This is a genomic window from Gilliamella sp. B3464 (assembly GCF_026536145.1).
Classification (GTDB): Bacteria; Pseudomonadota; Gammaproteobacteria; order Enterobacterales; family Orbaceae; genus Gilliamella.
In genome coordinates this window covers 1-24580 of the sequence record NZ_JAFNOQ010000002.1, presented here as the reverse complement: position 1 = coordinate 24580, position 24580 = coordinate 1, and the positions used below count along the sequence as shown (strand labels likewise).

Genomic DNA, 24580 nt, shown 5'->3' with positions numbered 1-24580 from the left:
TTTATGAACATTATGCATGCTAATGGCAATCGATTAAATCAACATATTGATAATTGCTTATTAAACTCGAGTTTTACGCTGAATAATCGGTATAGCTGCATGTTATCGAATCAAAATTACTTACATAAAATTAAGCCTTTGCTTGTTAGTGCGCATGCGCCAACAATCGAAGGTGCTTTATCGTTATTTAGTTTACATCAGCACACGATTAATTTAATTAATACGCATCAGCAGTTAATTACGCTTCATCGATATGCAAGTGGCATATCACCAATGGGGTGGGTGCTTAAATCTGAAGATTTTGATTATATTAAATCGGTTTTATTAAACAATGAATTCAAAATAGATCAACTCATGAATGGTGATTTGATTTGCGGTGATATTTTAATCATGAATCATACTCATAAATGTCATTTGCAAATCAAACGTGATGAAAAGCTGAGTTTCAATAAACAGTCTATTGTACAGCTATTACAACACGTCGATTATCCGACTGGATTGTTTGGCAATTTGAAAGATAATATTATTGATAAATCGCCACCGCAACTTGATTTATTGTGTGGTAAAATTAAACAATTGATGGATGGACAAGTTGTTGACATTACACCATTTATCGGTTTAGGTCCAGGTTTAACACCTAGTATGGATGATATTTTAGTGGGGATTCTCGCGGTCATTTCAAGCGATGTTCGTTTTGTCGGTAAATTAAGTCAACTAAAGCATGGCTTGTCAGCGTTATCTTTAAATTCTTTGACAACGTTAATTAGTGCATCTTTTCTCAATTATGCATTAGAAGGTAAGTTTTCGTTATTAGTACTACAGATGGTTAAGGCGCTTAACCAAAATAGGTTAGATCATTCATCAATAAATAAATTATTAAATTATGGTCATACCTCTGGCGCTGATCTTTTACTTGGTATGTGGTTAGGCATTGATCGTTTTATTTTAGAGGATTGAATCATGTTAGATACTGAAACAATGCGAACATTTACCAAAGTCGTTGAATGTAATAGTTTTTCAAAGGCGGCTAAATTACTTTATAAAACGCCAGCAGCAATTAGTTATCGCATTAAATCATTAGAAACTGACTTAAATACCCAATTATTTGAACGGACCACGCGATCGGTTTCGCTTACCTTGGCAGGTCAACATCTTTATGAACATTGTAGTCAATGGTTGCTTTGGTTATCGACCATGCCCGATGAGCTTCAGCAAATCCGTGATGGTGTTGAGCGTAAAGTCAATGTAACAATTAATAATTTATTATATGATGTTGAAGCCGTAACAGAATTGTTGGCCCATTTAAAAGAGAAATTCCCTTTTACCAATTTTAACTTTACTCGCCAAGTTTATATGGGGGTTTGGGATTCATTATTGCATGGCGAATGCCATCTTGCGATTGGTGCTACCGGTACTGAATCGCTAGATAATATGATCAATATTTTTCCGTTAGGCGAAGTAAGTTGGATTTTTGTTGCCGCTAAAAATCATCCGGTAACACAAATTGAGGGGCCATTATCTAATGAATCATTACGAAAATTCCCAGCCATTAACGTTGAAGATACTTCAGTACATATGAATAAACGCGTAGCTTGGTTATTACCGAGTCAATCAGAAATTATTGTACCGAATATTTCGACCAAATTAGCTTGTCATTTAAAAGGTCTTGGCATTGGATTTTTACCAAAATCGATTTGCCAACCCTATTTAGATTCAGGCGATTTAATTGCTTGCCAAGTGGTTAACGAACGAAAACCCTCTCCATTATCACTAGCTTGGAAAAAAGCTCATATGGGAAAGGTTATGAGTGAAATTGTTAATTTATTCAAATTTCATCATCCTTTAGCAAATAATTTTTTAAAAAATATTGATAAAAAACGATAAATCACTATGCCGTGTGATTATTGAAATAATTAAATATAAACAAAGGAAAAAATAAATGTTAGACCTAAACAAATATGATCAAATTAATCCGCCTACGCGGTTACTTATGGGTCCTGGTCCAATTAACGCAGATCCACGCGTGACAAGAGCAATGGCTGCTCCATTAATTGGTCAATTTGATCCTGTTATGACTGATTATATGAATCAAACCATGGAACTTTATCGAGAAATTTTCAAAACTAAAAATGAGCAAACATTTGTTATTGATGGTACCGCTCGTGCAGGTATTGAAGCGGTGCTTGTTTCTACCATTCGTCCTGGTGATAAAGTTTTAGTGCCTGTTTTTGGTCGTTTCGGTTTATTACTTTGTGAAATAGCTCACCGTTGCCGAGCAGAGGTGCATACCATTGAAGTCCCATGGGGTGAAGTTTTTGATCCAAATGTGATTGAAGATGCCATTAAAAAAATCAAACCTCGCTTATTACTTTGCGTACAAGGTGATACCTCAACGACATTGTTGCAACCATTAGATAAGATTGGTGAAATTTGTCGTCGGCATGGCGTATTATCTTATGTTGATGCCACTGCATCTATTGTTGGTAATGAACTTGAAGTCGATAAATGGCAGTTAGATGGTGTTTCGGTCAGCTTACAAAAATGTCTTAGTGGCCCTCCTGGTGTTGCTCCATTAACGTTAAGCCCACAAATGGTTGATATCATTCAAGCACGAAAATGTGTGGAATTGGGTATTCGAGCAGATGGCGACAGCAGTGGTAGTGACGAAATTATTTATTCTAACTATTTCGATATTGACATGATCATCCGTTATTGGGGGGCTGAACGTATCAATCATCATACCGAAGCAACATCGATGCTTTATGCTGCGAGAGAATGTGCACGCATTGTTTTACAAGAAGGATTAGACAATGTTATTGAGCGTCACCGTGTTAATGGTGCGGCAATGGTTGCAGGATTACAAGCTATGGGACTTGAGCTATTTGGTGATATTTCTCATAAAATGAATAATGTGGTTGGGATTAAAAAACCAGAACATATTAATGATCTAGAAGTCCGAAACCTCATGTTAAATGATTTTGGCATTGAAATTGGCGCATCTTTTGGTCCACTTAAAGGTAATGTATGGCGTATTGGTACTATGGGATATAACGCTAGAAAGCAATGTGTAATGCAAACGTTAACTGCATTTGAAGCTGTCTTAAACCGTGTAGGCTTTAAAACAACCCAAGGTGCTGGATTACAGGCTGCTTGGGATATCTATCAGAATCATTAATCAATCAATAGTATAATAATAAGCTCACATTTGTGAGCTTTTTTATGTTTAGCTCTACTTTATTTAATACTAAAAAATGAGTTTAACAGTAGTCAAAATAAATCATTAAAACAAAATGTTAATCACATCATGTTTTTAAATTATTATTAATTAAGTTAATGTAGTTGTAATGCATTACCAAAGCGTTGGTTGTGCTAGAAAATTTTTTGCTAGTGATTGTGATTAATCAGTAAAAAAACGTAGTACTCTATTATAACTATTAACGTTATTTGTTAATACGCTCTAATATAGTGTTGCAATATTTTGTTCAAAAGTTATTATATTTTTCCCCATTTATTTCAAGGCAGGATAGACAATGATCAAATCTTTTTTTTCACTCATTTTCAGTATTGTCATTTTATTAACAACCAGTTTTTCGTATGCAGATGAGCCAACTTATGTAGTCGGCGCGGGCGGTACATATCGACCATTTGAGTACGAAAATAGCGCAAAACAACTTGAAGGGTTTGATATCGATTTAATTAAAGCCATTGCAGATGTTCAACATTTTAAAATTAAATTAATTAATACACCATGGGAAGGTATTTTTGCTACCTTAGATAATGGTGAACGCGATATTATCATTTCAGGTATTACCATTACCGAAAAACGTAAAAATTCTGTTGATTTTTCTTTACCTTATTTTCCTGCTGAGCAAGTTATTGTGACTCAAAAAGGGTCGAAAATCACATCTATCGCTGATTTGAGCTCTCATACTGTTGGTGTTGTTAATGGTAGTACAGCTGATGTGGTTGTATCTAAAGTATTAGGAAAAAACAGTACGTCAATTAAACGTTTTGATAACACACCTTTGTTACTGCAAGAATTATATGAAGAAGGCATTAATGCTGCTATTGGCGATGTTGGTGTCGTTAAGTTTTATATCAAAATGCATCCCGGTAAAGAGTTTAATCTGATTTCTGATCAAAATTTTGAGCCGCAATATTTTGGTATTGCTGTTGCAAAAGGTAATGATAAATTGCGCAATATGATTAACCAAGGACTGAAAAAAATTATCGATAATGGCACTTATGCCAACATTTATTCAAAATGGTTTGATAATAATGTTCCAACGTTACCTTTAACCGATAAAGAATAATGTGGATTTTTTATGGCGTTTAATTGGGAAATAATTAATGAGTACTTGCCCTTATTTATAGAAGGGGCAAAAATGACTATTGAATGTACGCTGTTTTGTGTCATTTTAGGTACATTATGGGGATTATTGCTAGGTATTGGTCGCACTGCTTCAGCAAAATATGGGGTTTGGAAATATACATTATATTTTTGTGTACAATGGCCAGTTAGAATATATGTTAGTGCTTTTCGTGGTACGCCATTATTTGTGCAAATTATGGTCGTTCACTTTGTCCTTATGCCTTTGTTAATTAACCCACGAGATGGTTTGCTTGTATCGGATAACTTGATTTCGGTTGATACCGCTCGCTTTTTACGATCTCAATATGGTGCATTTATTTCATGCGTTACAGCCATTACTTTAAATGCTGGTGCTTATATATCAGAAATTTTTAGGGCAGGGATTGAGTCGATTGATAAAGGACAAATGGAAGCTGCACGTTCATTAGGTATGGGATATGGCAGTACCATGCGAAAAGTGATATTACCCCAAGCTTTTCGACGAATGTTACCACCGCTAGGTAATAATGCTATTGCTATTTTGAAAGATTCTTCCCTTGGTGCAGCTATTGGTCTGGCTGATTTAGCTTTCGCTGCAAGAACGTCTGGTGCGGCTTATGGCTCATATACTGAGCCTTACCTAGTCATATCTTTGGTTTATTGGATAATGACATCCTTGCTATCGCTACTGGTTAAATATTTAGAAAAAAGGTTGAGCAAAAGTGATTCACATTAAAAATCTACAAAAGCAATTTGGTGATATCCATGTGTTACGTGGTATTTCGTGTGATATTCAAGAAAAAGAAGTTATCTCGGTAATTGGTCCGTCTGGTTCAGGTAAAAGCACTTTTTTACGATGTATCAATGGATTGGAAGATATTACATCAGGTGAAATTGAAGTTAATGGTTTTAAAGTGCACGATCCTAAAACCAATATTAATCAATTACGAGAATCAGTAGGGATGGTGTTTCAGCGCTTTAATCTTTTTCCACACATGACAGTACTGGAAAATCTTATTTTAGCACCTAGAGACGTGAAAAAGATGCCCAAAGATCTGGCGATTAGCAAAGCGGAGAAGTTGTTAACCAAAGTCGGGTTGATTGATAAAATTGATGCTTATCCAAGTCAACTTTCCGGTGGACAACAGCAGCGCGTGGCTATTGCTAGAGCGCTTATGATGGATCCTAAAGTAATGTTATTTGATGAACCAACTTCGGCGCTTGATCCCGAAATAGTCGGTGAAGTGTTAGCGGTCATGAAATCACTTGCGCAAGAGGGCATGACAATGATTGTTGTGACTCATGAAATGGGCTTTGCTAAAGAAATGTCTACTCGGGTGATTTTTATTGATCAGGGCATTATTCAAGAACAAGGTTCACCCGATCAAATCTTTAATCATCCACAAAATGAACGAACACAGTTATTTTTAAGTAAAGTTCTATAAAACTTGAAAATAAAGGCACTAAACGTGATGTGATAATTTTATTTACGCTTATCTATCGCCACCTTAAATAAAAAAACCGTTCTAACTTGAACGGTTTTTAGTTTAGTTTTTAGCAAGCAGCTAAATTATGCTTTATATTTTTTCATCACAATTGAAGCATTAGTTCCACCAAAACCAAAACTATTTGACATAACAGTTGTCAGTTCACGTTCAGTCGGTTCAGTAATGATATTCATACCAATAGCGGCTTCATCAAGTTCATCAATATTAATGCTTGGTGTAATAAAACCATGCTCTAGCATTAATAGTGAATAAATTAACTCTTGTGCACCGGTGGCGCTTAATGAGTGACCTGTCATTGATTTTGTGGAAGAAATAGCTGGAATATTGTCACCAAACACTTGTTTGATTGCCCAAAGCTCTTTAACATCACCAACTGGTGTTGAAGTACCATGAGTATTGATATAATCAACAGGGACGTCTAAATCTTGAATAGCAAGCTGCATACAACGCATAGCGCCTTCACCAGATGGTGCAACCATGTCATAACCATCCGAAGTCGCACCATAACCGACTAGTTCGCCGTAGATATGTGCACCACGCGCAAGCGCATGTTCTAACTCTTCAACAACTACCATACCGGCGCCACCTGCGATAACAAAACCATCACGGTTTGCATCATAGGCTCTCGATGCTTTTTCTGGCGTATCATTATATTTGGTTGAAAGGGCGCCCATTGCATCAAATTCGCAAGACATTTCCCAACAGAGTTCCTCACCACCACCAGCAAAAACGATATCTTGTTTGCCCAATTGAATTAATTCAGCCGCATGACCAATACAGTGAACCGATGTTGCACAAGCAGAAGTCATGGAATAACTTACCCCTTTAATCTTAAATGGCGTTGCTAAACATGCAGAAATTGCCGATGACATTGATTTTGTTACCGCATAAGGACCTACTCCACGTAACCCTTTTTCTTTCATACCTGCAACAACATTATATTGCGTTTTAGTTGAACCACCATAGCCCGCAATGAGACCAGTGCGAGGATTTGATACTTGTTCAGGGGTTAATTTGGCATCTTCTATAGCTTGTTGTAAAGCTAAATAACCATAAATAGAAGCATCATTCATAAAGCGAACAATTTTACGATCGATTAATCCTGTTGTATCTAGTTTTACATTTCCACATACATGGCTACGCATTCCGCTATCTTTCATTTCTTGTGAAAAAGTAATGCCGCTTCGACCTACTTTTAATGATTCTAGAACTTCTTTAGTATTGTTACCGATACTTGATAGAATACCTAACCCAGTAATTACAACACGTTTCATTTAATGCTTTACTCCTAAAATTATCTGGCTTCATATGAAAAATTGATGTGATTATAGCGTACACTTGTAAGCTGAACAATACCTTATTATCTATTTTATTTAAGCTGATGAAAGATAATAATCCGTTTTCATCACAAAGCGTGATTAACTCTACGTTTTTCATTCCGGTTGTTTAGACAATAATTATGATGAATTTACTGATCTGATGAGGTAGATCAAATAAAATTAACCTTTATTAAATTGTTGCACACAATAATATAATCCTTATAATACTGTATATAAAAACAGTTATTGTGGTGTGCTATGAATGACAAAATGATTAATAAACTTGAAATATTAGCAGAATCAGCTAAATATGATGTTTCTTGTGCTTCGAGCGGCAGTTCTCGATCAAATAAACATAAAGGTATTGGTAATGCTCATAGTCGAGGTATTTGTCATACTTTTACCGCCGATGGTCGATGTGTTGCATTGCTTAAAATTATGTTGACTAATTACTGTATGTTTGATTGTGCTTACTGTATTAATCGACAGAGTAATGATATTCCAAGAGCGGGTTTTACCCCGAAAGAGTTAGCCCAATTAACAATAGAATTTTATCGTCGTAACTATATAGAAGGGCTATTTTTAAGTTCCGGTATTGTTAGAAGCCCTGACCATACAATGGAAAAGATGATCAAAGTTGTTACCATTTTGCGTAAAGAATATGATTTTAATGGTTATATTCATATGAAAGCGATACCCGGAGCAAGTAATGATTTGATTAAACAAGCTGGATTATTAGTTGATCGAATGAGTGTTAATTTAGAAATTCCAACAGAAAAAAATCTTAAATTATTGGCACCAGACAAAGATCATCAAACCATTTATCAACCCATGCGCCATATCCAACAAAATCTATTGGAAAATGTGGAAGATCGTAAAAGAATAAAATCGACTCCCAAATTTGTACCCGCAGGTCAAAGTACCCAACTGATTATTGGCGCAACGGATGAATCGGATAATCAAATCTTACAATTGACCGCTAAGTTATATAAAAGACCCAGCATGAAGCGTGTTTACTATTCAGGATTTGTGCCAGTAAATAGCTATGATAAAAGGTTACCTGTATTACAAGACGTGCCTAGAGTTCGCGAAAATCGATTGTATCAAGCTGACTGGCTTTTGCGTTTTTATGGTTTTAATGTGGATGAGATTGTGAATGACAGTTATCCGGATCTCGATTTGACAGTTGATCCTAAATTATCGTGGGCAATACGTAATCCACAATTTTTTCCGGTAGATATTAATTACGATAGCTATCAAAAAATTTTACGCGTTCCCGGTATTGGTGTTAAATCGGCCAAACTTATTGTTATGGCAAGGCGCCATCGAAAACTTAATTTAGCAGCACTTAAACGCATAGGGGTAGTTTTGAAGCGTGCACAGTTTTTTATCATTTGTCATGAGATGCGAGAATTCAAGTTACTCGACTCTTCAGCTGAATATATTCGTCTTTCTTTACAAGAACCGCCTTTGTTAAAAGCGAAAGCCGCTTCTTTACCTCAGCAATTAGTCATGGGGTTTTAGTTGATGATAGTCTTTTATTATGACAAAACTTTTGAAGGGTTACTTTGTGCCGTGTTTGACATATTCAAGTTAAAAAAAATGCCAGAGTGTTTATTGCTTGAAGGCGATGTAGCCCCTTTATTAGCGTCAGAAACGCATGTAGTTGAATTTCGTAATAGCAAATATGAACGGGTACAACTAGCACTCGAAAAAAAAATTTCTAAAATCGCGCTTAATCAGTTGTTGTATGTTTGGATATCTGAACTTCCTGAAAGTGACTTAATTATTTTGCGCTATATCTGTAAAGTTTTTCAATCAACACATTCAATTGAAACCGATTTTGGCGATCCTGATGTGCTAACTGTGCATGATATCGCTAAAAAAGTGAGTCGCGAAAAGCATCATTTAGTGCAGTTTGTACGATTTAATGCGATAAATAATCCAATAAGCGCCAGTGAAAATAGTTTAAGTGAAAAAATTTATTTTGCGGTCATTGCACCCATTTATAATGCATTACCCTTAGTGTTAAATTTTTTTCAAGATCGTTATGCGGATCAAAAATGGGCGATTTATGATGAGAAGCGGCAATATGGCTATTTTTATAATCTTGAAAAGATTGAACGAATCTCGCTAGCTAATCATGAAGATATCGTTGTTAACAGTATGATCAATCAAGATTATATGACTAAAGATGAACAACTATTCCAAACCATGTGGCTGCGTTATTGTAACGCGCTAACTATTAAAGAAAGAGTGAATCCTAAATTGCAACGTCAACAGATGCCAAAACGATTTTGGCAATATCTACCTGAAATGAAAGGTAAATAAAAAACCGCCAATGTTAGCGGCGGTTTCATTATTTGGTAATAGTGAAAATGGCTATTGTGAATCAATATCGTTAATAAAGCTGTTAATACTCTCTTCACGTTGCTGTTGCTTTTCTTCGTCCACTTTGCCGCCCGAGGCAATAAAGTCATTACGTTGGAAGTAAGCATTACGCATAAAATTGTATGGGTCATCACTATTTTTAATAAGATCTTCATATTGAATAGCGACAGCACGCGCTTCAATACCATCAAACACACCTCGTACTAACGCCCATTGCCAATCTAACCAAACTAGTGGGGGATAAAGGGTATCAACTAATCCTCCGCCTTCTTCACGTAATGTCGCTGAACCATAGAAAGGTAACACAACGTAAGGACCATAAGGAACATCGTAATGACCTAATACATCACCAAAAGTACGTTTATTGCCTTTTTGTAATTGGGGTTCGACCATACTTGCAACATCAAAAAGACCTGCAACACCAAAAACAGTATTCAAAAAGAATCGAGCTAAATGTGTACCAGCTTTATGCACATCTCCTTGTAAAAGGTTGTTTACCATCGATGCTGGTTCGGAAAGGTTTGATGACACATTAACTATCCCTTTTCGCATAGGCGTAGGGACATAATCTTTCCATACAACAGCGGCAGGGCGTAAAACATAGGGGTCAAGCGCGTAGTAGTTTACATTGAACATCGCTTTATTAAATCCTGATAATGGATCACTATAGGTATTGGTTTCTGGTTGATAAGTTGCACAACTAGTAAGCGCCATTACAGAAAACATCATGCCAACGATTCTTTTTTTCATAATATCTTCGACAAAATAATATAAGATTAGAGATGCTGCGATTGTATCATGTTTACTTAAAATAGAAAATTTTTCGTTATTTAATTGGTATTATTGATATAAATTTATTAAAATACACGCCGCTGTGACCTCATAGTTAAATGGATATAACGAGCCCCTCCTAAGGGCTAATTGCAGGTTCGATTCCTGCTGGGGTCAGATTTTGATAAGAATATAATGATTTTAAAAAGCGTTTTTATTGAAAGTTTTACGATAAAATCTAAATAGAACCTCAACGATTGACTAAATTATATAATATCCTATATTACAAGGATTTATGCATATAAAAGCACTCGTCAACCGAGTCTACTTTTTCTCGATTTTAATCCTCCAATATACATCCGATAACTAAAATCGATCTGATTGAACTGTTATATTATTTAGCATGAAATAGCCAAAAAATAGCTATTTATTTGTACAAGGATATAACTGTTATTTTTGTCGCAATTTAAATTGTTACTTTTTATTAAGTTAAAACAGACGACTTAATTATCCGATTAATTATTATTTAACTCCAGGAAACGAATCGACATACTGAATAGTAAAATCAGGAAAAGAATCGACAATCTGTATTTTGTAATTTGGAAAACTATCGACTATTTTCCACTCTCCGGGTTTATTTGCAAAACCATTCGTTTTTTTGACCCGCAGATCGGGAAAACTTTTCACGACTTTCACCCTGTAATCGGGGAATGAATCAACAAATTTTATTTTTCCATAGATTTTTGACACATCGGGTTTTGCCTGTAGCATAAATGGAATCAGAATTAATATAATTGTTTTGATAACTATTTTCATAAAATTTCCTTTAATTTATAAAGTAAGTGTTGTTATCACTATATCTATTAATAAATATTATAATTAAAATATATCAAATGTGTTATTAAACAAATGTTAGACATGGTGTTAAATTGCGTTGAGTTAAATCAATAAGCATCTAGCACTAATTTGTTTATATTTATTTGGTTGTTGTTGATCCTTATTTAATTATAACGGCAATGAGTAAACTTTATTACAGTCTAGTAAAATCTTGCTGTTATCTTAATAGGTTTAACAATTTTATCTTGCAGTTAATGGTCATGATTAATATTGTCTTTAATTAAGAGATACAATTTATCATTTTAATATGGCGATGTGATTTTTGGAGTTTTAATACGATACTTTTTACTCTAAATAACTACTTCAAATAATCAATCCTTATACTATACCGGATATTAAAGATTTTTTTATTATTAAATTTATTCATAACACGTTATATTATGCGCCTCAAAAAATTATAAGAGACATCATTATGAAAATATTTTTAAAGGTACTATCCCTTATTAGTTTGATTAGTTTACCATTATATAGTCAGGCAAAATTACCAGAATCAATTAAAATTGGTTCAGATACTTCCTATGCCCCATTCGATTTTATTGACGCAAATGGTGAAATTACAGGTTTTAATATTGAAATAACAAAGGCACTTTGTGCTAAAGCAAATATTGAATGTGTCTTTAAAACTACTGATTTTGATGCACTGATTCCTTCACTTTTATCGAGAAAGATTGATATGATTTCGTCATCTTTGATGATGACCGAAAAACGTAAAAAGCAGATTGCGTTTTCTGATGAAATTTTTGTGACTAATTCAAGATTAATCACAAAAGAAGGTGCCAATATTATGCCTACAGTTGAATCTTTAAAAGGTAAGCGAGTAGGTGTTGAACAAGGTACTTCGCAAGAACATTTTGCTAATGAAGTTTGGCGTCCAAACGGTGTGATCATTGTCCCTTATCAAAATCAATTACAAGTGTTTTCTGATTTAGTGGCGGGGCGTTTAGATGCGTCATTACAAGATGAGGTAACCGGTAGTTATGCATTTTTAAAACAACCGCAAGGAAAAGGTTTTGCGTTTGCAGGCAACGCATTAACCGATAAAACGTATTTCGATGTTGGGGTAGGGTTAGGCTTCCGTAAAAATGATACTGAATTACGAGAGGCTTTTAATAAGGCTCTTGTTGAGATTCTAAATGATGGTACCTATAAAAAAATCAATGATAAATACTTTGATTTTAGTGTTTATGGCAATAAAAAATAATTAAGTAATGCAAGGTTATATTCCGCTTATTTTGCAAGGTGCTTTAATTACCATTGGACTAGCAATCACTTCGTTGATTGTGGCTGTATTACTTGGTGTGATTTGTGCTTTAGGCAAAATGTCTAAAATAAAATTACTACGATTACTTTGTCAGGCTTATACCTCTTTAATTCGAGGTGTGCCTGATTTAGTTCTTATGATGCTAATATTTTTTGGATTACAATTTGCGCTCAATAATATTACCGATTTTTTTAATATGGATATTATCGAAATTAATCCTTTTGTAGCTGGAATGATTACGTTAGGTTTTATTTACGGCGCCTATTTTACTGAAACCTTCCGAGGTGCTTATCAGTCAGTATCGAAAAACACCTTGAATGCTGCTATTGCACTTGGATTAAGTCAAACTCAAGTTTTTCGTTATGTTATGTTTCCACTTATGATGCGCTTTGCTTTGCCGGGAATAGCAAATAACTGGTTGGTTGTTTTAAAATCAACTGCGTTGGTTTCGTTATTAGGTTTATTTGATTTAGTTAAAGCAACAAAAACGGTAGGCGAAGCAACGTATCAACCACTATTATTTGCTTTAATCGCTGGCGCGTTTTATCTGTTTTTCACCACTATTTCAAATCTTGCTTTGTGGTGGCTTGAAAAGCATTATTCCATTGGTATAACCAAAGCAAAATTATAAACAAAGAGCCTTATCATGTTAGAGATTCTTCAAGACTACTGGAAAGCGTTGTTATGGACAGATGGGTATAATATCACTGGGCTAGCTATGACGCTGTGGATTTTGGTCTTATCGGTTTCCCTTGGCGGTATTTTGTCTTTAGTTTTAGCGGTTGGTCGTAATTCAAAAAATCAATACATCAAGTTACCTATTTGGTGTTTCACCTATGTCTTTCGAGGCACGCCTTTGTATGTTCAATTATTAGTTATCTATACAGGACTTTATACATTGAGTTTTGTGCAGAATCATCAATGGGTTAATGATTTTTTTCAAAGTGGCTTAAATTGTACTATTTTAGCGTTTACCTTAAATACTTGTGCTTACACCACTGAGGTTATAGCGGGCTCAATGCGTAATGTGCCCAATGGTGAAATTCAAGCGGCAATAGCCTTAGGTTTTAACCGATTTCAATTATATCGATATATTATTTTACCAAGAGCCTTTCGTCTTGCTTTGCCTGCTTACAGTAATGAAGTTATTTTTATGTTGCACTCAACTGCATTAGCATTTACCGCAACCGTTCAAGATGTAATGAAAATTGCTCGTGACATTTATGCTGAAACATATCAACCTTTTCATGCCTTTGGTATTGCTGCGGTTATTTATCTTTGTGTTAGTTTTACATTAATTTGGGGATTTAGAAAATTAGAAAGGCGTTGTTTGGCATATATGCAAATAGATTGGTCTGTAAAAGCTAATTAAATATTCAAAATATTAAGCCATTATTGTATCAATAATGGCTTTGGTAAAATGATCATTTATATAATTAATTAGCTGCTGGGTAGCCATAGTCTTCGGTATGATCTTCATGATCTGAAGAACCCGGTAACGCTCTGGTGCGATCGATTGGTACATAACTCCCACTTGGTGTTTCGATCTGACATTCTTCTAAATAGATTGAGTACTTGGTATTAGCATGCATACTCACACCTCTAAAGTAACAATGTGTCGCATTATATAAGTCGTTACGACAGAGCACGGCTATGACTAGCCAAACGGCAACAATCGCTAATGCTACCCATTTTAAGTGTCGCCAAATAAACGACCAAAAGCCTTGTCCACGAAATCGACAATAAGCAAATATAAGTAAAAAAATCGCAACAAATCCTAAAAATTCATATAACCAAAATAGCCACATGTTGTTATCTCCTAAGCAATAATTAGTTGCTATTTTATACTAACTTTTTATTTACATCCATGACCCATTACGAATAATACCTACAGCAATACCTTCAATAGCAAAGCTCTGTTGTTCTAAATCAACTTCAATAGGTGAAAAGTCTTCATTTTCGGCTAGTAAGTGTACATGTTTACCATGGCGAGATAGTCTTTTAACGGTGACTTCATCATCAATTCGTGCAACTACCACTTGGCCATTTTTTACATCTTGGGTTTTGTGCACGGCAAGTAAGTCACCATCTAATATACCAATATCTTTCATTGACATACCGTGAACCCTTAATAAAAAGTCAGCTTGGGGTTTGAATACAGAAGGATCGATTTGATAATGACTTTCAATATGTTCTTGCGCTAGGATAGGTGAGCCGGCAGCCACTTGCCCAATAAGTGGAAGACCTTCAAAATCATGTTGATCATCGGACGTTTCGAGCAGTAGACGAATACCACGAGATGAACCAGCTATCATTTCAATCGCCCCTTTTTTAGCTAAAGCTTTCAAATGTTCTTCAGCCGCGTTAGCGGAGCGAAATCCTAATTTTTGCGCAATTTCAGCGCGTGTTGGTGGCATGCCAGTTGTTTGAATATTTTCTTTGATCAAATCGTATATTTGCTGCTGACGTTCTGTTAATGGTCTCATTATCAATTTCCTGTGTTTATATACAGATATATGTGATTATATACAGCTAATACTATAAAACCAACAGTTTTGTTGATTTTATTTTTTATTGGTTGATTAATTTTTCAATATGTTGATAACTTGTTCATTTGGATAAAATCAAGTTCTATTGAAAAAGATAAATTTTGTTTTATTCCAATAGTGATCATTTTTATCATCTTAACTTAATTTTTTTATGTTGGTTTGCAATAAGTGATTTTTATTAAAAAAATTATAATATTCTGAATAAAATGTATTTTTTGTTTTTAGGTAAGAAAAATTAGCATATATAATGAGATTCAGTTATATGATATACTAATCATGGTAATTATTAGATCGGAAACTATATTCATGTCTTATATTGTTGCACTTAGTGGTGGTGTTGCCAGTGGTAAAAGTACCATTGCAAATCTTTTTGCACAATTAGGTGTGCCGATTATTGATGCTGATGTTATTGCTAGGCAAGTTGTTCAGATTGGAACTGATGCTTATCTTGAAATTGTTAAACATTTTAGCCAGGAAATCTTATTACCTGATGGTGAATTGGATCGCAGTCAATTGCGGGAAATTATCTTTAATAATTCGCATGAAAGGCTTTGGTTAAACCACTTATTACATCCGATTATTCAACAAAAAACGCAGGAACAAATTGCAAAACAGACTGCGGTTTATGTAATTTGGGTGGTGCCACTTTTGATTGAAAATAATTTACATCACTTAGCTGATCGAGTTTTGATGATCGATATTCCGAAAGCACTACAATTACAGCGTCTGGTTCAAAGAGATAATATTGATATAGCGTTAGCTCAAAAAATGATTCAATCTCAAGTTTCTGGTGAAAAACGATTATCCTATGCTGATGATATAATCATCAATAATGGTGATTTAGCTTGTTTGACTGAGCAAGTAAATGAATTACATCAACAATACTTAAATAACCTTAAAATTAATAATGGATAAGTATGGATAAGATTATTTTTGAACATCCACTAAATGAAAAGATGCGTACTTGGTTACGTGTTGAATTTTTATTAAAACAATTAGATCTACATTGTCATTTTGATCAAAATAATGCGTTACTTTTTTTTCATGCACTGTCTGAGTTATTAGAAATTATTGAACGTAATGATGTTAGAAGTGATTTGATTAAAGAAATCGAGTCTCAAAAACAAAAACTATCTTCTTGGTTAAATATTGAAGGTGTTGATCAAGAGTTAATAACCGAATTACTTAATAAATTTGATCATTATTTACTAAAATTTAATACTGCACCTCGATTAGGGCAAGCATTGAAAGATGATCGTTTTATTACCTCAATTCGCCAACGCTTAATGATTCCTGGCGGGTGCTGTAGTTTTGATCTTCCCTCTTTCTATCTGTGGTTAAAACAATCAGCAGAAAAACGAGATAGACAAGTACAAAGTTGGTTGCAGCATCTTGCTATTTTAAATGAATCGCTCTCATCATGTATGCAGTTGATACGCCAACTTGGTGAATTTAAATTATTCACTTGTGCCAATAATTTTTTTCAAGAAACCAATGGTGACATTAACCTTATTCGTATTCGTGTTTCGTTAGATAAAAATGTTTATCCACAAGTATCGGGTCATATGTCGCGTTATAGTATTCGATTTATTCCGCTTGAAGCTTGTGATAATACGAGTACCGATACGATAGAATTTGAATTAGCGTGCTGTTAATAGCATAAAATTAAAGAGTCAAAATGAACAAAAAAATAATGCAATTTGTGAAATGTCCAACATGTCAAAAAGAGGTGGAATGGTCGGAAAAAAGTTTATTTAGACCATTTTGTAGCAAACGTTGTCAGCTTATTGATTTGGGCGAGTGGGCAGCAGAAGAACATCGAATTCCCGATAAAGAAATCACAGAACACAATCTTTGGAGTGAAGATAATCTTTCTGATTTAATAGGAAAACATTAATGAAAGTGCTTGGTATTGAAACGTCTTGTGATGAAACTGGAATTGCTGTTTATGACGATCAATCTGGTCTATTAGCTAATCAACTTTACTCGCAAATTAATTTACATGCTGATTATGGTGGTGTCGTGCCTGAGCTTGCATCACGTGATCATATTCGCAAAACGGTACCATTGATTCAAGCCGCGTTAAAACAAGCTAACATAACGGCAGAGGATATTGATGGCGTCGCTTATACAGCAGGGCCCGGGTTAATTGGCGCTTTAATGGTTGGTGCATCTATCGGCCGTGCGCTTGCTTACGCTTGGAATGTGCCAGCAGTTGCTGTCAATCACATGGAAGGACATTTACTTGCCCCGATGCTGGAAGATAACCCACCAGAATTTCCCTTTGTTGCGTTATTGGTTTCGGGGGGACATACTCAATTAATTAGTGTTACAGGCATAGGTCAATATCAGTTACTCGGTGAATCGATTGATGATGCAGCAGGTGAGGCATTTGACAAAACAGCTAAATTATTGGGACTTGATTACCCCGGTGGAGCGAAGCTTTCAAAACTAGGAGAGCAGGGGATTGCAAATCGATTCTATTTTCCTAGGCCAATGACCGATCGGCCTGGATTGGATTTTAGTTTTTCAGGACTCAAAACCGCTGCTGCTAACATCATTCATCAAAACACTTGTGATGGCACTATTGATTTACAAACTAAGTCTGATATTGCTAGAGCTTTTGAAGATGCATTGGTCGACACCTTAGTAATTAAGTCACGTAGAGCTCTTGATGAAACAGGCTTTAATCGACTAGTTATTGCCGGCGGCGTTAGCGCCAATAAAACATTACGTCAACAATTATCGGTATTGATGAAAAACCGCAAAGGACAAGTTTATTATCCGAGATTAGAATTTTGTACAGATAATGGGGCTATGATTGCTTATGCAGGAATGGTACATTTAAAGGAAGGGCAGCATAGTGATTTAGCTATTGCGGTGAGACCTAGATGGCCTTTAAGTGCTTTAAAGTAACAATAAGATTGTTTTTAAACGTTAGTTAAAGCTCAATCAAACGATATTTAACAGTAGGCAAATGCCTACTGTTAAAATAAACACTACTGTTTGTCGTCACTGTTTTGGTCTTCGTTACTGCTGTTTTGGTTTACGGCTAATTTTTCAATATTACGATTGATATTGAATAACACACAAACTAATTCAAAGCCGATTCTTGCAGAAATAACACCAACAATAAGACCTATGACACCTGTAAAAAATGCGATAAGTCCACCTAAAAAACTGTATTGAAAACTATGGAAACTGGCAATAATGACACCTAATCCACTTAAAACTATTAACACCAATGTTACCCAATAAAGGATAGTGATAATTACTGGTGTGATCATTTTATTGAAAAAGAAAAAATCTACTAATGAAAAACCCTCGGAATTTATAATTTTCTTCATTTTATTTCCTTAATTAAAAATTATTAATGATTATTACTTTTCATTTTAGTTAATAGCGTATACATTTAAGAATAAATAAATGAATAAAGCAATCTATTATTACACAATATTCTGAGATAACACATGAAAACTTATATTCCAGGCAAAGATGCCGCCCTTGAAGATTCCATCCAATATTTTCATCAACAACTCGCTAAATACCAATTAGAGGTAAAAGAGGCCTCTTGGCTTAATCCTGTGCCAAATGTTTGGTCGGTGCATATTCAAAACACACAGTGCCCACTCTGCTTTGCTAATGGTAAAGGCGCAAGTAAAAAAGCCGCTTTAGCTTCTGCACTCGGGGAATATTTTGAACGTTTATCAACTAATTACTTCTTTTCTGACTTTTACTTAGGACAACAAGTTGCTAATTCTGATTTTGTTCATTATCCAACTGAAAAATGGTTTGCAATACCTCAAGATAATAGCTTGCCAAAAGGAATCTTATCCGAAAAATTACTTAAGTTTTATGATCCTGATCAGGAATTAACTGCTACTGATTTAGTCGACTTGCAATCAAGTAATGCTGAGCGTGGCATTTGTGCACTGCCTTTTGTACAACAATCCGATCAGAAAACGATTTATGTACCGGTTAATTTAATTGCTAATCTATATGCTTCCAATGGTATGTCAGCGGGCAATACGCGTAATGAGGCTCGAGTGCAAGGGTTATCAGAAGTTTTTGAGCGTTACACTAAAAATAAGATAATTGCTGAAGCAATAAGCTTACCAACTATTCCGCCTGAAGTCATTAACCGTTATCCGGCTGTTTTAGCCGCTATAAATGCGCTTGAAAGTGAAGGCTTTCCACTTTACTGTTTTGATGCTTCTCTTGGCGGTGAATTCCCTGTTATCTGTGTCGTATTATTGAACCCAAACAATGGTACTTGTTATGCCTCATTTGGTGCGCATCCTGACTTTGGTGTCGCGCTTGAAAGAACGGTTACAGAACTACTACAAGGACGTAGTTTGAAAGATCTTGATGTGTTTTCTCCACCAAGTTTTGATAATGACGAAGTGGCTGATTTAAGTAACTTAGAAACCCACTTTATTGACTCAAGTGGCTTAATTTCGTGGGATCTATTTAATAAACAAGCTGATTATGAGTTTGTTGACTGGGATTTTTCTGGCACAACAGAACAAGAGTTTGATAACCTTATGGCGATTTTTGCTCGACACAAAACAGAGGTTCTTATCATGGACTATGAACATCTTGGTGTTTATGCCTGTCGCATTTTAGCTGTAGGTATGTCAGAAATCTATCCGCCTGAAGATCTTTTAATTGCGAATAATAATATGGCAATTGAGTTTAGAGATCTGATTTTATCTTTACCGAATAAAAAGCTGACAGCAAAACAGTATTTGGCAATTATAGAGCAGCTAGATGAGCAGGGGCTAGATGATTTTGCTCGCGTTCGTGAATTACTTGGTATTGCAACAGGTAAAGATAATGCATGGTTAACTTTACGTGTTGGTGAGTTAAAAGCAATGTTAGCATTAGCCGCAAAAGATTTAGTTCAAGCACAAACATGGATCGATTGGACAATTGAAATGAATGAATCAATTTTTACCTCAGAACGGAATCATGCTTATCGTTGTCTGCAAACATTAGTCAGTTTTATCATTGATCGGGATAAAAAACAGTTTGAGAATTATCAAGACGCATTTAATAAAATGTATGGCAAAAATTGTGTTGATCAAATGTGGCAATATGCCAATGGTGAGAAAAAGTTTTTTGGTTTAACGGATTTATTTAACGATCCTAATATGTCAAATAACGATCTTGAACAATTTACAATGCATCAAAAATTGCTTTCTGTTTATCACAAACTGCATCAGGCAATGTTATAAGAAATTGAATTATATTCCACCGATTGTTTCGGTGGAATAAATCTAACATTGATGTTTAACCTTTTCTAGCAAAGTCTGCGGCTTGTTCAACAAGCTCCTTTTTAGGTCTAATTCCAGTGTACAATACAAATTGTTCAAGTGCTTGGATCACCGCTACATCAGCGCCAGAAATTATTGTTTTGTTTAATTTGCTTGCGTATTTAATCATTGGCGTTTCAACAGGTAATGCGACTACATCAAACACAATTTCGGCTTGTTCAATCATTGTCGTAGGGAAAGATAGTTGATCAGCTTCGATACCGCCCTGCATTCCAATTGGTGTAACATTAATAATTAATTTTGCTTGTTCAGCAGGAACTTCTGTTTCATCTTTTACCCATTTATAACCATAGCGTTTTGCCAGTGCTTGTCCTTTTTGTTGGTTTCGAGCTGCAATAATCCCGTTTTTAAAGCCTTTATCGTAAAACGCACCGATAACGGCATTGGCCATACCGCCACTCCCTTTTAGTACAAACGGCGTGGTATTTTCTATCTGATTTTCTTCAATAAGTTTAGCTACAGCAATATAATCAGTGTTATAAGCAGTTAGATGATAATTGGTATTAACAATGGTATTGACTGACTGGATTGAACTTGCTGAAACATCTAATTCATCGATAAACTCAATACACGCTTGTTTATAAGGCATTGAAATTGCACAACCGCGAATGGCTAACGCTTTAATACCATAAATAGCGTCTTTTAAATTATTGGTTGTAAATGCTTTATAAATATAATTGAGATCAAGCTTTTCATATAAGAAGTTGTGGAAACGGGTTCCAAAATTGCTTGGCCTTGCAGAAAGTGACATACAAACTATGGTATCTTTATTAATAATTCTTGCCATTGTAACGAATCCTTGTGATTATAATTGATAATTAACTTTATTTTACCACTTTTTATATTAGCGTATATTTTGATTATGGTAGCCAATAATACTGGTCCTAAAATACAGCAAGAAAAAGCAACGATTAAGGTAATGATTCATTTATATTGCCACAAAAAACATCATACTGAAAAGCATCAATTGTGTAATGAATGTGATGATCTATTGCAATATGCGATGCGAAGACTCATCTTATGCCGCTTTGGCGAAAATAAAACAACTTGCGAAAAATGCCCTAAACATTGTTATCGTAAAGATTACCAACAAAAAATCAAACAAGTGATGCGATTTTCTGGTCCAAGAATGCTAATTTATCACCCGATTATGGCATTGAAGCATTTATATAAAAATTTGTTTGATTTAAAAAAATAAAGCTATTAGTTTTATTGCTAAACGTCGTTTGAAAATAGGTTGATCATGATAGGGTTAAAGTTGCCAGTGATAAAAATAAATCATTTATTTGAGGTTGATTGTTTTAGGTGTTAATCATTCTTAACAAACATTTACATAAATACACATTACAATTTGATTATTCTATTTTACTATTAGAATGAATTTTTGATATTATCGCGCACAAATGAGTTACATTAGATGATATATAAAAGCTAATATGTTGTATTTTTAGTAAAAAACTAATGGGATTAGCTACAAGGAGTGGTAAAAATATGTTAAAATATGGTCTTAATCGGGCATCGGGCATCGGGCATCGGGCATCGGGCATCGGGCATCGGGCATCGGGCATCGGGCATCGGGCATCGGGCATTATTAGATAGTCTAGTTACAACAAGTCATCGCGTCAGTGGATTATCCTCGCACTTATCGACTTTTATCTCTTTTTTCACATTTTTAAAATTTTTATATTTCCTTAAACACTTTTCGAGCATTATTTCGTTAAATAATTTATATGTAAAAGATTATTTTAAATTAATTCAATCGACATTAGCGCAATGTTCTTTATTGATATTTTTTATTTTATTAACGACTCATACCGCTCAAGCATTAAGTACAACGACAGCGAAAGCGATAGAAGGCAGTGCGCCGGAAGTGATAAATATCGATTTGGCAGCGAATAAGCAAGGATTTACGGTTAATGGTGTTTTTTACAGTGAAGCAAGCAACAATATCAAGGGTGATGTAATTAAGGAATTTAGTGGTGAGTTAAGCCCTGCTGATTTTATCGTTAAGAATTTTTACTATAATTCATTGGATAACACATTAAATTATGCGGATAAAGATGGTGATGGGATAGATGCATCAAAGCCATTTTTACTCTCATTTACCAGTAAACAGTGGTATGACGGTAATGGAAAATTAATTACAGATATTAGTAAAACGATGGGATGCGGAAGTAGTTATCCGATGCCATTAACGCTTGAAATAACAACACAGGTAAAGACCTATTCTAAATATGGTATCCCTCGGGAAAGTGATTATGTGCCAATAGTGAAACGTTATCAAATTTCTTCTAAACCTCAAGTTTGTTATGCTAAACCTTATTCTTTAGAAATATTTCCTATGTATCAATGGCGTGGAGTTAATTCATCTACAGGTGGTATTGCTGATTGGAATCAAGAAACGTACAAAGTTCCAAATCCTGTCTATGGGGGTGGCTATACTGCAGATTATGTGCCTAACATGGGGTTTAAAGTAAATCCAACGGTATCAGCTGGCAAAAAATTCCCAATGACAGGTTTTCCTGGTGCAAAATTTCAATTAATTGTTTCAGGCGCACAGACTGATTATAGTTTTAGTATTCCCAATAATCCTGGTGGGCAAGTGACTATCGACCCACAGGGGTATGTCTTACTAAAAGGAAAACCAACCGGTGATGTTACGGTACGGGCTGCATTGAAACGAGATCCAACAATTAAATTTGATTATACGTTTAATCCAACCAGTGTTTGGGCTATTCCACAAGGAGACTTTTATGGTACTTACGAGCAGGTCAAAATTAAATGTGGTGGTGAACAAAATATGTTTTTACGTAGTGAGTTAACGAATTCTCCTGTTAAATCAGCTCCTTTAAATTGGGTGTTACATAATAATGTTTATACACGATCTATTGGTGAAAGTATTTTATCAGAATGGGGATATATTGAAGGCAAAAAGTCTTATCCTGATGCCAATTGGGGAGCTCAAACCTTAGCAAGTACAGCTGGTTATTCCTATTCTCATTATTGGACTAAAGAAGTTCATGATGCGTTTTCTCACTTTATTGTTATTACTGGCGATGGCGCAGTTTCTTTTATGGGCAATAACAGTGATATTGATCTAGTAGATAGTAGAAAATATCTTAGGGCAGTTTGCAAAGGTTAATTCTTCACTGAAGTAAATTATAACATTAACTTTTATTTTAATTAAAGAAAGTTACCCAGTCACCGGCGTGTTAGCGCGAAGTCGCTAGCACGCCAAAATTGAAGAACAAAAAATGAGCATGCATATTACTGAAAAGTTAGAAATTAGTCGTCGACTTGGCTATCTAAGTTTAATTGACGAGGGGAGTTTTTTAAGAATTTATAATCAATCAGCTTATATCATTAGTGAGCTATATCAACAGAAGTTGAAGATAATGCATAATATCCTAGGTAAATTGAACAATTACCCTATAGTTTATTGCGGGTTTCCTAAAAGAAATCTTTCATTTCATTTTAATAACGCTCAAAAAATGGAATGGGGCTATCAAATAGCTGGAGATTTCGATTTAAGTGGATATCAAATGTGGTTTAATCAATTTTTTACTTTATCAAAGAAAGATATTAATACTAGAGTCAATCCGCTAGTTCATCATCAATCTAAAATTATAAATCAATCACAACAACCTGAAATAATGCCAAAATTATCCTCAAAAACTGTAAGAACAACGCTGCATCTTAATGCTAATCAATTAATTTTTCTAAAAAATTGGCAGCCTGATAGTGATAATAACAAAATAACCCAACAATTTATGCTTAGTTTACAGCGGCAATTGTTCAGATCTTAAGTGAGATCATTATTTAATGAAAGGATAACTATTTTTTTACTTTTGTTTTGTAGATCTTCAATAAACTAACGATTAATAATCGGTGAGATTAGTCAATAAAATATAGATTTAACGTGCATTTTAATCGACTTATCGTAGATTCTTAACAAACATTTACATAAATACACATTACAATTTGATTATTCTATTTTAATATTAGACTGAATTTTTGATATTATCGCGTACAAATGAGTTACATTAGGTGATATATATAAAAGCTAATATGTTGTATTTTTTGAAAAAGTTAATAAAATTAACTACAAGGAATGGTAAAAATATGTTAAAATGTGGTCTTAATCGGGCATCGGGCATCGGGCATCGGGCATCGGGCATCGGGCATCGGGCATCGGGC

Annotated in this window: 26 protein-coding genes and 1 tRNA gene; 20 read left to right on the top strand and 7 right to left on the bottom strand. The window is 34.7% G+C overall.

Going from position 1 to position 24580, the window contains the following annotated elements:
- The first annotated feature begins 3 nt into the window (after positions 1 to 3).
- From J3U57_RS02475 to J3U57_RS02450, 6 genes are all read left to right on the top strand, one after another.
- On the top strand, positions 4 to 957 hold the full coding sequence (locus tag J3U57_RS02475; protein ID WP_267343889.1) for a DUF2877 domain-containing protein: 954 nt from the start codon (positions 4 to 6) through the stop codon (positions 955 to 957).
- 3 nt (positions 958 to 960) lie between these two features.
- Positions 961 to 1884, top strand: coding sequence for an HTH-type transcriptional activator AllS (gene allS / locus J3U57_RS02470; protein WP_267332996.1), 924 nt, complete (start codon positions 961 to 963; stop codon positions 1882 to 1884).
- Positions 1885 to 1939: 55 nt separating this feature from the next.
- A complete protein-coding gene (locus J3U57_RS02465) occupies positions 1940 to 3175 on the top strand; it encodes a pyridoxal-phosphate-dependent aminotransferase family protein (protein ID WP_267343890.1) in 1236 nt (411 codons plus the stop codon).
- A gap of 355 nt (positions 3176 to 3530) precedes the next feature.
- Complete coding sequence (locus J3U57_RS02460) at positions 3531 to 4313, top strand: basic amino acid ABC transporter substrate-binding protein (protein WP_267332994.1); 783 nt, start codon at positions 3531 to 3533, stop codon at positions 4311 to 4313.
- Positions 4314 to 4325: 12 nt separating this feature from the next.
- Positions 4326 to 5087: an amino acid ABC transporter permease gene (locus tag J3U57_RS02455; protein ID WP_267332993.1), complete on the top strand. Its 762-nt coding sequence runs from the start codon at positions 4326 to 4328 to the stop codon at positions 5085 to 5087.
- The gene (locus J3U57_RS02450) at positions 5074 to 5796 is read left to right on the top strand and encodes an amino acid ABC transporter ATP-binding protein (RefSeq protein WP_267343891.1); all 723 of its coding nucleotides are present in this window, start codon (positions 5074 to 5076) and stop codon (positions 5794 to 5796) included. The genes J3U57_RS02455 and J3U57_RS02450 overlap by 14 nt, the downstream gene beginning before the upstream one ends.
- Positions 5797 to 5921: 125 nt before the next feature.
- Here the strand turns inward: J3U57_RS02450 and fabB are convergent, their stop codons facing one another.
- Positions 5922 to 7133, bottom strand: a complete 1212-nt coding sequence (gene fabB, locus J3U57_RS02445) for a beta-ketoacyl-ACP synthase I (protein ID WP_267332991.1) — start codon at positions 7131 to 7133, stop codon at positions 5922 to 5924.
- A 303-nt stretch (positions 7134 to 7436) separates the two neighbouring features.
- Here fabB and J3U57_RS02440 point away from each other — a divergent pair, with 303 nt between their 5' ends.
- Both J3U57_RS02440 and J3U57_RS02435 read left to right on the top strand, forming a co-directional pair.
- Complete coding sequence (locus tag J3U57_RS02440) at positions 7437 to 8702, top strand: putative DNA modification/repair radical SAM protein (protein ID WP_267332990.1); 1266 nt, start codon at positions 7437 to 7439, stop codon at positions 8700 to 8702.
- A 3-nt stretch (positions 8703 to 8705) separates the two neighbouring features.
- Positions 8706 to 9509 (top strand): TIGR03915 family putative DNA repair protein, encoded by an 804-nt coding sequence (locus J3U57_RS02435; protein ID WP_267343892.1) that lies wholly within the window; start codon positions 8706 to 8708, stop codon positions 9507 to 9509.
- A gap of 51 nt (positions 9510 to 9560) precedes the next feature.
- Here J3U57_RS02435 and J3U57_RS02430 read toward each other — a convergent pair whose 3' ends face one another.
- Positions 9561 to 10319, bottom strand: a complete 759-nt coding sequence (locus J3U57_RS02430; protein ID WP_267332988.1) for an MlaA family lipoprotein — start codon at positions 10317 to 10319, stop codon at positions 9561 to 9563.
- A gap of 126 nt (positions 10320 to 10445) precedes the next feature.
- Between J3U57_RS02430 and J3U57_RS02425 the strand changes: the two genes are divergently transcribed.
- Positions 10446 to 10517 (top strand) — tRNA-Arg (locus J3U57_RS02425).
- 345 nt (positions 10518 to 10862) lie between these two features.
- Here the strand turns inward: J3U57_RS02425 and J3U57_RS02420 are convergent.
- A complete protein-coding gene (locus J3U57_RS02420; RefSeq protein ID WP_065634191.1) occupies positions 10863 to 11111 on the bottom strand; it encodes a hypothetical protein in 249 nt (82 codons plus the stop codon).
- A gap of 538 nt (positions 11112 to 11649) precedes the next feature.
- Here J3U57_RS02420 and J3U57_RS02415 point away from each other — a divergent pair.
- The 3 genes from J3U57_RS02415 to J3U57_RS02405 are packed head-to-tail and all read left to right on the top strand — an operon-like array spanning position 11650 to position 13870.
- Positions 11650 to 12438 carry a transporter substrate-binding domain-containing protein gene (locus J3U57_RS02415; protein ID WP_267332986.1) on the top strand — a complete coding sequence of 263 codons (789 nt, stop codon included), beginning with the start codon at positions 11650 to 11652 and terminating at the stop codon, positions 12436 to 12438.
- Positions 12439 to 12445: 7 nt separating this feature from the next.
- Positions 12446 to 13129 (top strand): ABC transporter permease, encoded by a 684-nt coding sequence (locus J3U57_RS02410; protein WP_267332985.1) that lies wholly within the window; start codon positions 12446 to 12448, stop codon positions 13127 to 13129.
- Positions 13130 to 13144: 15 nt separating this feature from the next.
- A complete protein-coding gene (locus J3U57_RS02405; protein WP_267343893.1) occupies positions 13145 to 13870 on the top strand; it encodes an ABC transporter permease in 726 nt (241 codons plus the stop codon).
- A gap of 64 nt (positions 13871 to 13934) precedes the next feature.
- Here the strand turns inward: J3U57_RS02405 and J3U57_RS02400 are convergent, their stop codons facing one another.
- Together J3U57_RS02400 and lexA are read right to left on the bottom strand one after the other, a co-directional pair.
- The gene (locus J3U57_RS02400) at positions 13935 to 14306 is read right to left on the bottom strand and encodes a hypothetical protein (RefSeq protein WP_267332983.1); all 372 of its coding nucleotides are present in this window, start codon (positions 14304 to 14306) and stop codon (positions 13935 to 13937) included.
- Positions 14307 to 14357: 51 nt separating this feature from the next.
- Positions 14358 to 14984 (bottom strand): transcriptional repressor LexA, encoded by a 627-nt coding sequence (gene lexA, locus J3U57_RS02395; protein WP_267332982.1) that lies wholly within the window; start codon positions 14982 to 14984, stop codon positions 14358 to 14360.
- 369 nt (positions 14985 to 15353) lie between these two features.
- Here lexA and coaE point away from each other — a divergent pair, with 369 nt between their 5' ends.
- The 4 genes from coaE to tsaD are packed head-to-tail and all read left to right on the top strand — an operon-like array spanning position 15354 to position 17963.
- Positions 15354 to 15962: a dephospho-CoA kinase gene (coaE, locus tag J3U57_RS02390; RefSeq protein WP_267343894.1), complete on the top strand. Its 609-nt coding sequence runs from the start codon at positions 15354 to 15356 to the stop codon at positions 15960 to 15962.
- Positions 15963 to 15964: 2 nt separating this feature from the next.
- Positions 15965 to 16702, top strand: a complete 738-nt coding sequence (zapD, locus tag J3U57_RS02385; RefSeq protein ID WP_267332980.1) for a cell division protein ZapD — start codon at positions 15965 to 15967, stop codon at positions 16700 to 16702.
- Positions 16703 to 16740: 38 nt separating this feature from the next.
- Positions 16741 to 16944 carry a DNA gyrase inhibitor YacG gene (yacG, locus tag J3U57_RS02380; RefSeq protein WP_416379644.1) on the top strand — a complete coding sequence of 68 codons (204 nt, stop codon included), beginning with the start codon at positions 16741 to 16743 and terminating at the stop codon, positions 16942 to 16944.
- Positions 16944 to 17963 (top strand): tRNA (adenosine(37)-N6)-threonylcarbamoyltransferase complex transferase subunit TsaD, encoded by a 1020-nt coding sequence (gene tsaD / locus J3U57_RS02375; RefSeq protein WP_267343896.1) that lies wholly within the window; start codon positions 16944 to 16946, stop codon positions 17961 to 17963. Before yacG ends, tsaD begins: the two co-directional genes overlap by 1 nt.
- Positions 17964 to 18046: 83 nt before the next feature.
- Here the strand turns inward: tsaD and J3U57_RS02370 are convergent, their stop codons facing one another.
- Positions 18047 to 18394 carry a DUF4282 domain-containing protein gene (locus J3U57_RS02370; protein WP_065634591.1) on the bottom strand — a complete coding sequence of 116 codons (348 nt, stop codon included), beginning with the start codon at positions 18392 to 18394 and terminating at the stop codon, positions 18047 to 18049.
- A 123-nt stretch (positions 18395 to 18517) separates the two neighbouring features.
- On the opposite strand from J3U57_RS02370, the gene ycaO reads away from it, so the two are divergent.
- Complete coding sequence (gene ycaO, locus J3U57_RS02365) at positions 18518 to 20284, top strand: 30S ribosomal protein S12 methylthiotransferase accessory factor YcaO (protein WP_267343897.1); 1767 nt, start codon at positions 18518 to 18520, stop codon at positions 20282 to 20284.
- Positions 20285 to 20339: 55 nt separating this feature from the next.
- Here the strand turns inward: ycaO and J3U57_RS02360 are convergent, their stop codons facing one another.
- On the bottom strand, positions 20340 to 21170 hold the full coding sequence (locus J3U57_RS02360; RefSeq protein WP_267343898.1) for a shikimate 5-dehydrogenase: 831 nt from the start codon (positions 21168 to 21170) through the stop codon (positions 20340 to 20342).
- 75 nt (positions 21171 to 21245) lie between these two features.
- Between J3U57_RS02360 and J3U57_RS02355 the strand changes: the two genes are divergently transcribed.
- The 3 genes from J3U57_RS02355 (at position 21246) to J3U57_RS02345 (ending at position 24189) form a co-directional block, all read left to right on the top strand.
- Positions 21246 to 21581, top strand: coding sequence for a nitrous oxide-stimulated promoter family protein (locus J3U57_RS02355; RefSeq protein ID WP_267343899.1), 336 nt, complete (start codon positions 21246 to 21248; stop codon positions 21579 to 21581).
- A gap of 303 nt (positions 21582 to 21884) precedes the next feature.
- A complete protein-coding gene (locus J3U57_RS02350) occupies positions 21885 to 23525 on the top strand; it encodes a hypothetical protein (protein WP_267358424.1) in 1641 nt (546 codons plus the stop codon).
- A gap of 112 nt (positions 23526 to 23637) precedes the next feature.
- Positions 23638 to 24189: a hypothetical protein gene (locus J3U57_RS02345; protein ID WP_267343901.1), complete on the top strand. Its 552-nt coding sequence runs from the start codon at positions 23638 to 23640 to the stop codon at positions 24187 to 24189.
- Positions 24190 to 24580: the final 391 nt, after the last annotated feature.

Coding starts and splice junctions, on each gene's coding strand:
- J3U57_RS02475 (WP_267343889.1), top strand. CDS start 4: ATGAACATTATGCATGCTAATGGCAATCGATTAAATCAACATATTGAT.
- allS (WP_267332996.1), top strand. CDS start 961: ATGTTAGATACTGAAACAATGCGAACATTTACCAAAGTCGTTGAATGT.
- J3U57_RS02465 (WP_267343890.1), top strand. CDS start 1,940: ATGTTAGACCTAAACAAATATGATCAAATTAATCCGCCTACGCGGTTA.
- J3U57_RS02460 (WP_267332994.1), top strand. CDS start 3,531: ATGATCAAATCTTTTTTTTCACTCATTTTCAGTATTGTCATTTTATTA.
- J3U57_RS02455 (WP_267332993.1), top strand. CDS start 4,326: ATGGCGTTTAATTGGGAAATAATTAATGAGTACTTGCCCTTATTTATA.
- fabB (WP_267332991.1), bottom strand. CDS start 7,133: ATGAAACGTGTTGTAATTACTGGGTTAGGTATTCTATCAAGTATCGGT.
- J3U57_RS02440 (WP_267332990.1), top strand. CDS start 7,437: ATGAATGACAAAATGATTAATAAACTTGAAATATTAGCAGAATCAGCT.
- J3U57_RS02435 (WP_267343892.1), top strand. CDS start 8,706: ATGATAGTCTTTTATTATGACAAAACTTTTGAAGGGTTACTTTGTGCC.
- J3U57_RS02430 (WP_267332988.1), bottom strand. CDS start 10,319: ATGAAAAAAAGAATCGTTGGCATGATGTTTTCTGTAATGGCGCTTACT.
- J3U57_RS02420 (WP_065634191.1), bottom strand. CDS start 11,111: ATGCTACAGGCAAAACCCGATGTGTCAAAAATCTATGGAAAAATAAAA.
- J3U57_RS02415 (WP_267332986.1), top strand. CDS start 11,650: ATGAAAATATTTTTAAAGGTACTATCCCTTATTAGTTTGATTAGTTTA.
- J3U57_RS02410 (WP_267332985.1), top strand. CDS start 12,446: ATGCAAGGTTATATTCCGCTTATTTTGCAAGGTGCTTTAATTACCATT.
- J3U57_RS02405 (WP_267343893.1), top strand. CDS start 13,145: ATGTTAGAGATTCTTCAAGACTACTGGAAAGCGTTGTTATGGACAGAT.
- J3U57_RS02400 (WP_267332983.1), bottom strand. CDS start 14,306: ATGTGGCTATTTTGGTTATATGAATTTTTAGGATTTGTTGCGATTTTT.
- lexA (WP_267332982.1), bottom strand. CDS start 14,984: ATGAGACCATTAACAGAACGTCAGCAGCAAATATACGATTTGATCAAA.
- coaE (WP_267343894.1), top strand. CDS start 15,354: ATGTCTTATATTGTTGCACTTAGTGGTGGTGTTGCCAGTGGTAAAAGT.
- zapD (WP_267332980.1), top strand. CDS start 15,965: ATGGATAAGATTATTTTTGAACATCCACTAAATGAAAAGATGCGTACT.
- yacG (WP_416379644.1), top strand. CDS start 16,741: ATGCAATTTGTGAAATGTCCAACATGTCAAAAAGAGGTGGAATGGTCG.
- tsaD (WP_267343896.1), top strand. CDS start 16,944: ATGAAAGTGCTTGGTATTGAAACGTCTTGTGATGAAACTGGAATTGCT.
- J3U57_RS02370 (WP_065634591.1), bottom strand. CDS start 18,394: ATGAAGAAAATTATAAATTCCGAGGGTTTTTCATTAGTAGATTTTTTC.
- ycaO (WP_267343897.1), top strand. CDS start 18,518: ATGAAAACTTATATTCCAGGCAAAGATGCCGCCCTTGAAGATTCCATC.
- J3U57_RS02360 (WP_267343898.1), bottom strand. CDS start 21,170: ATGGCAAGAATTATTAATAAAGATACCATAGTTTGTATGTCACTTTCT.
- J3U57_RS02355 (WP_267343899.1), top strand. CDS start 21,246: ATGGTAGCCAATAATACTGGTCCTAAAATACAGCAAGAAAAAGCAACG.
- J3U57_RS02350 (WP_267358424.1), top strand. CDS start 21,885: ATGGTCTTAATCGGGCATCGGGCATCGGGCATCGGGCATCGGGCATCG.
- J3U57_RS02345 (WP_267343901.1), top strand. CDS start 23,638: ATGAGCATGCATATTACTGAAAAGTTAGAAATTAGTCGTCGACTTGGC.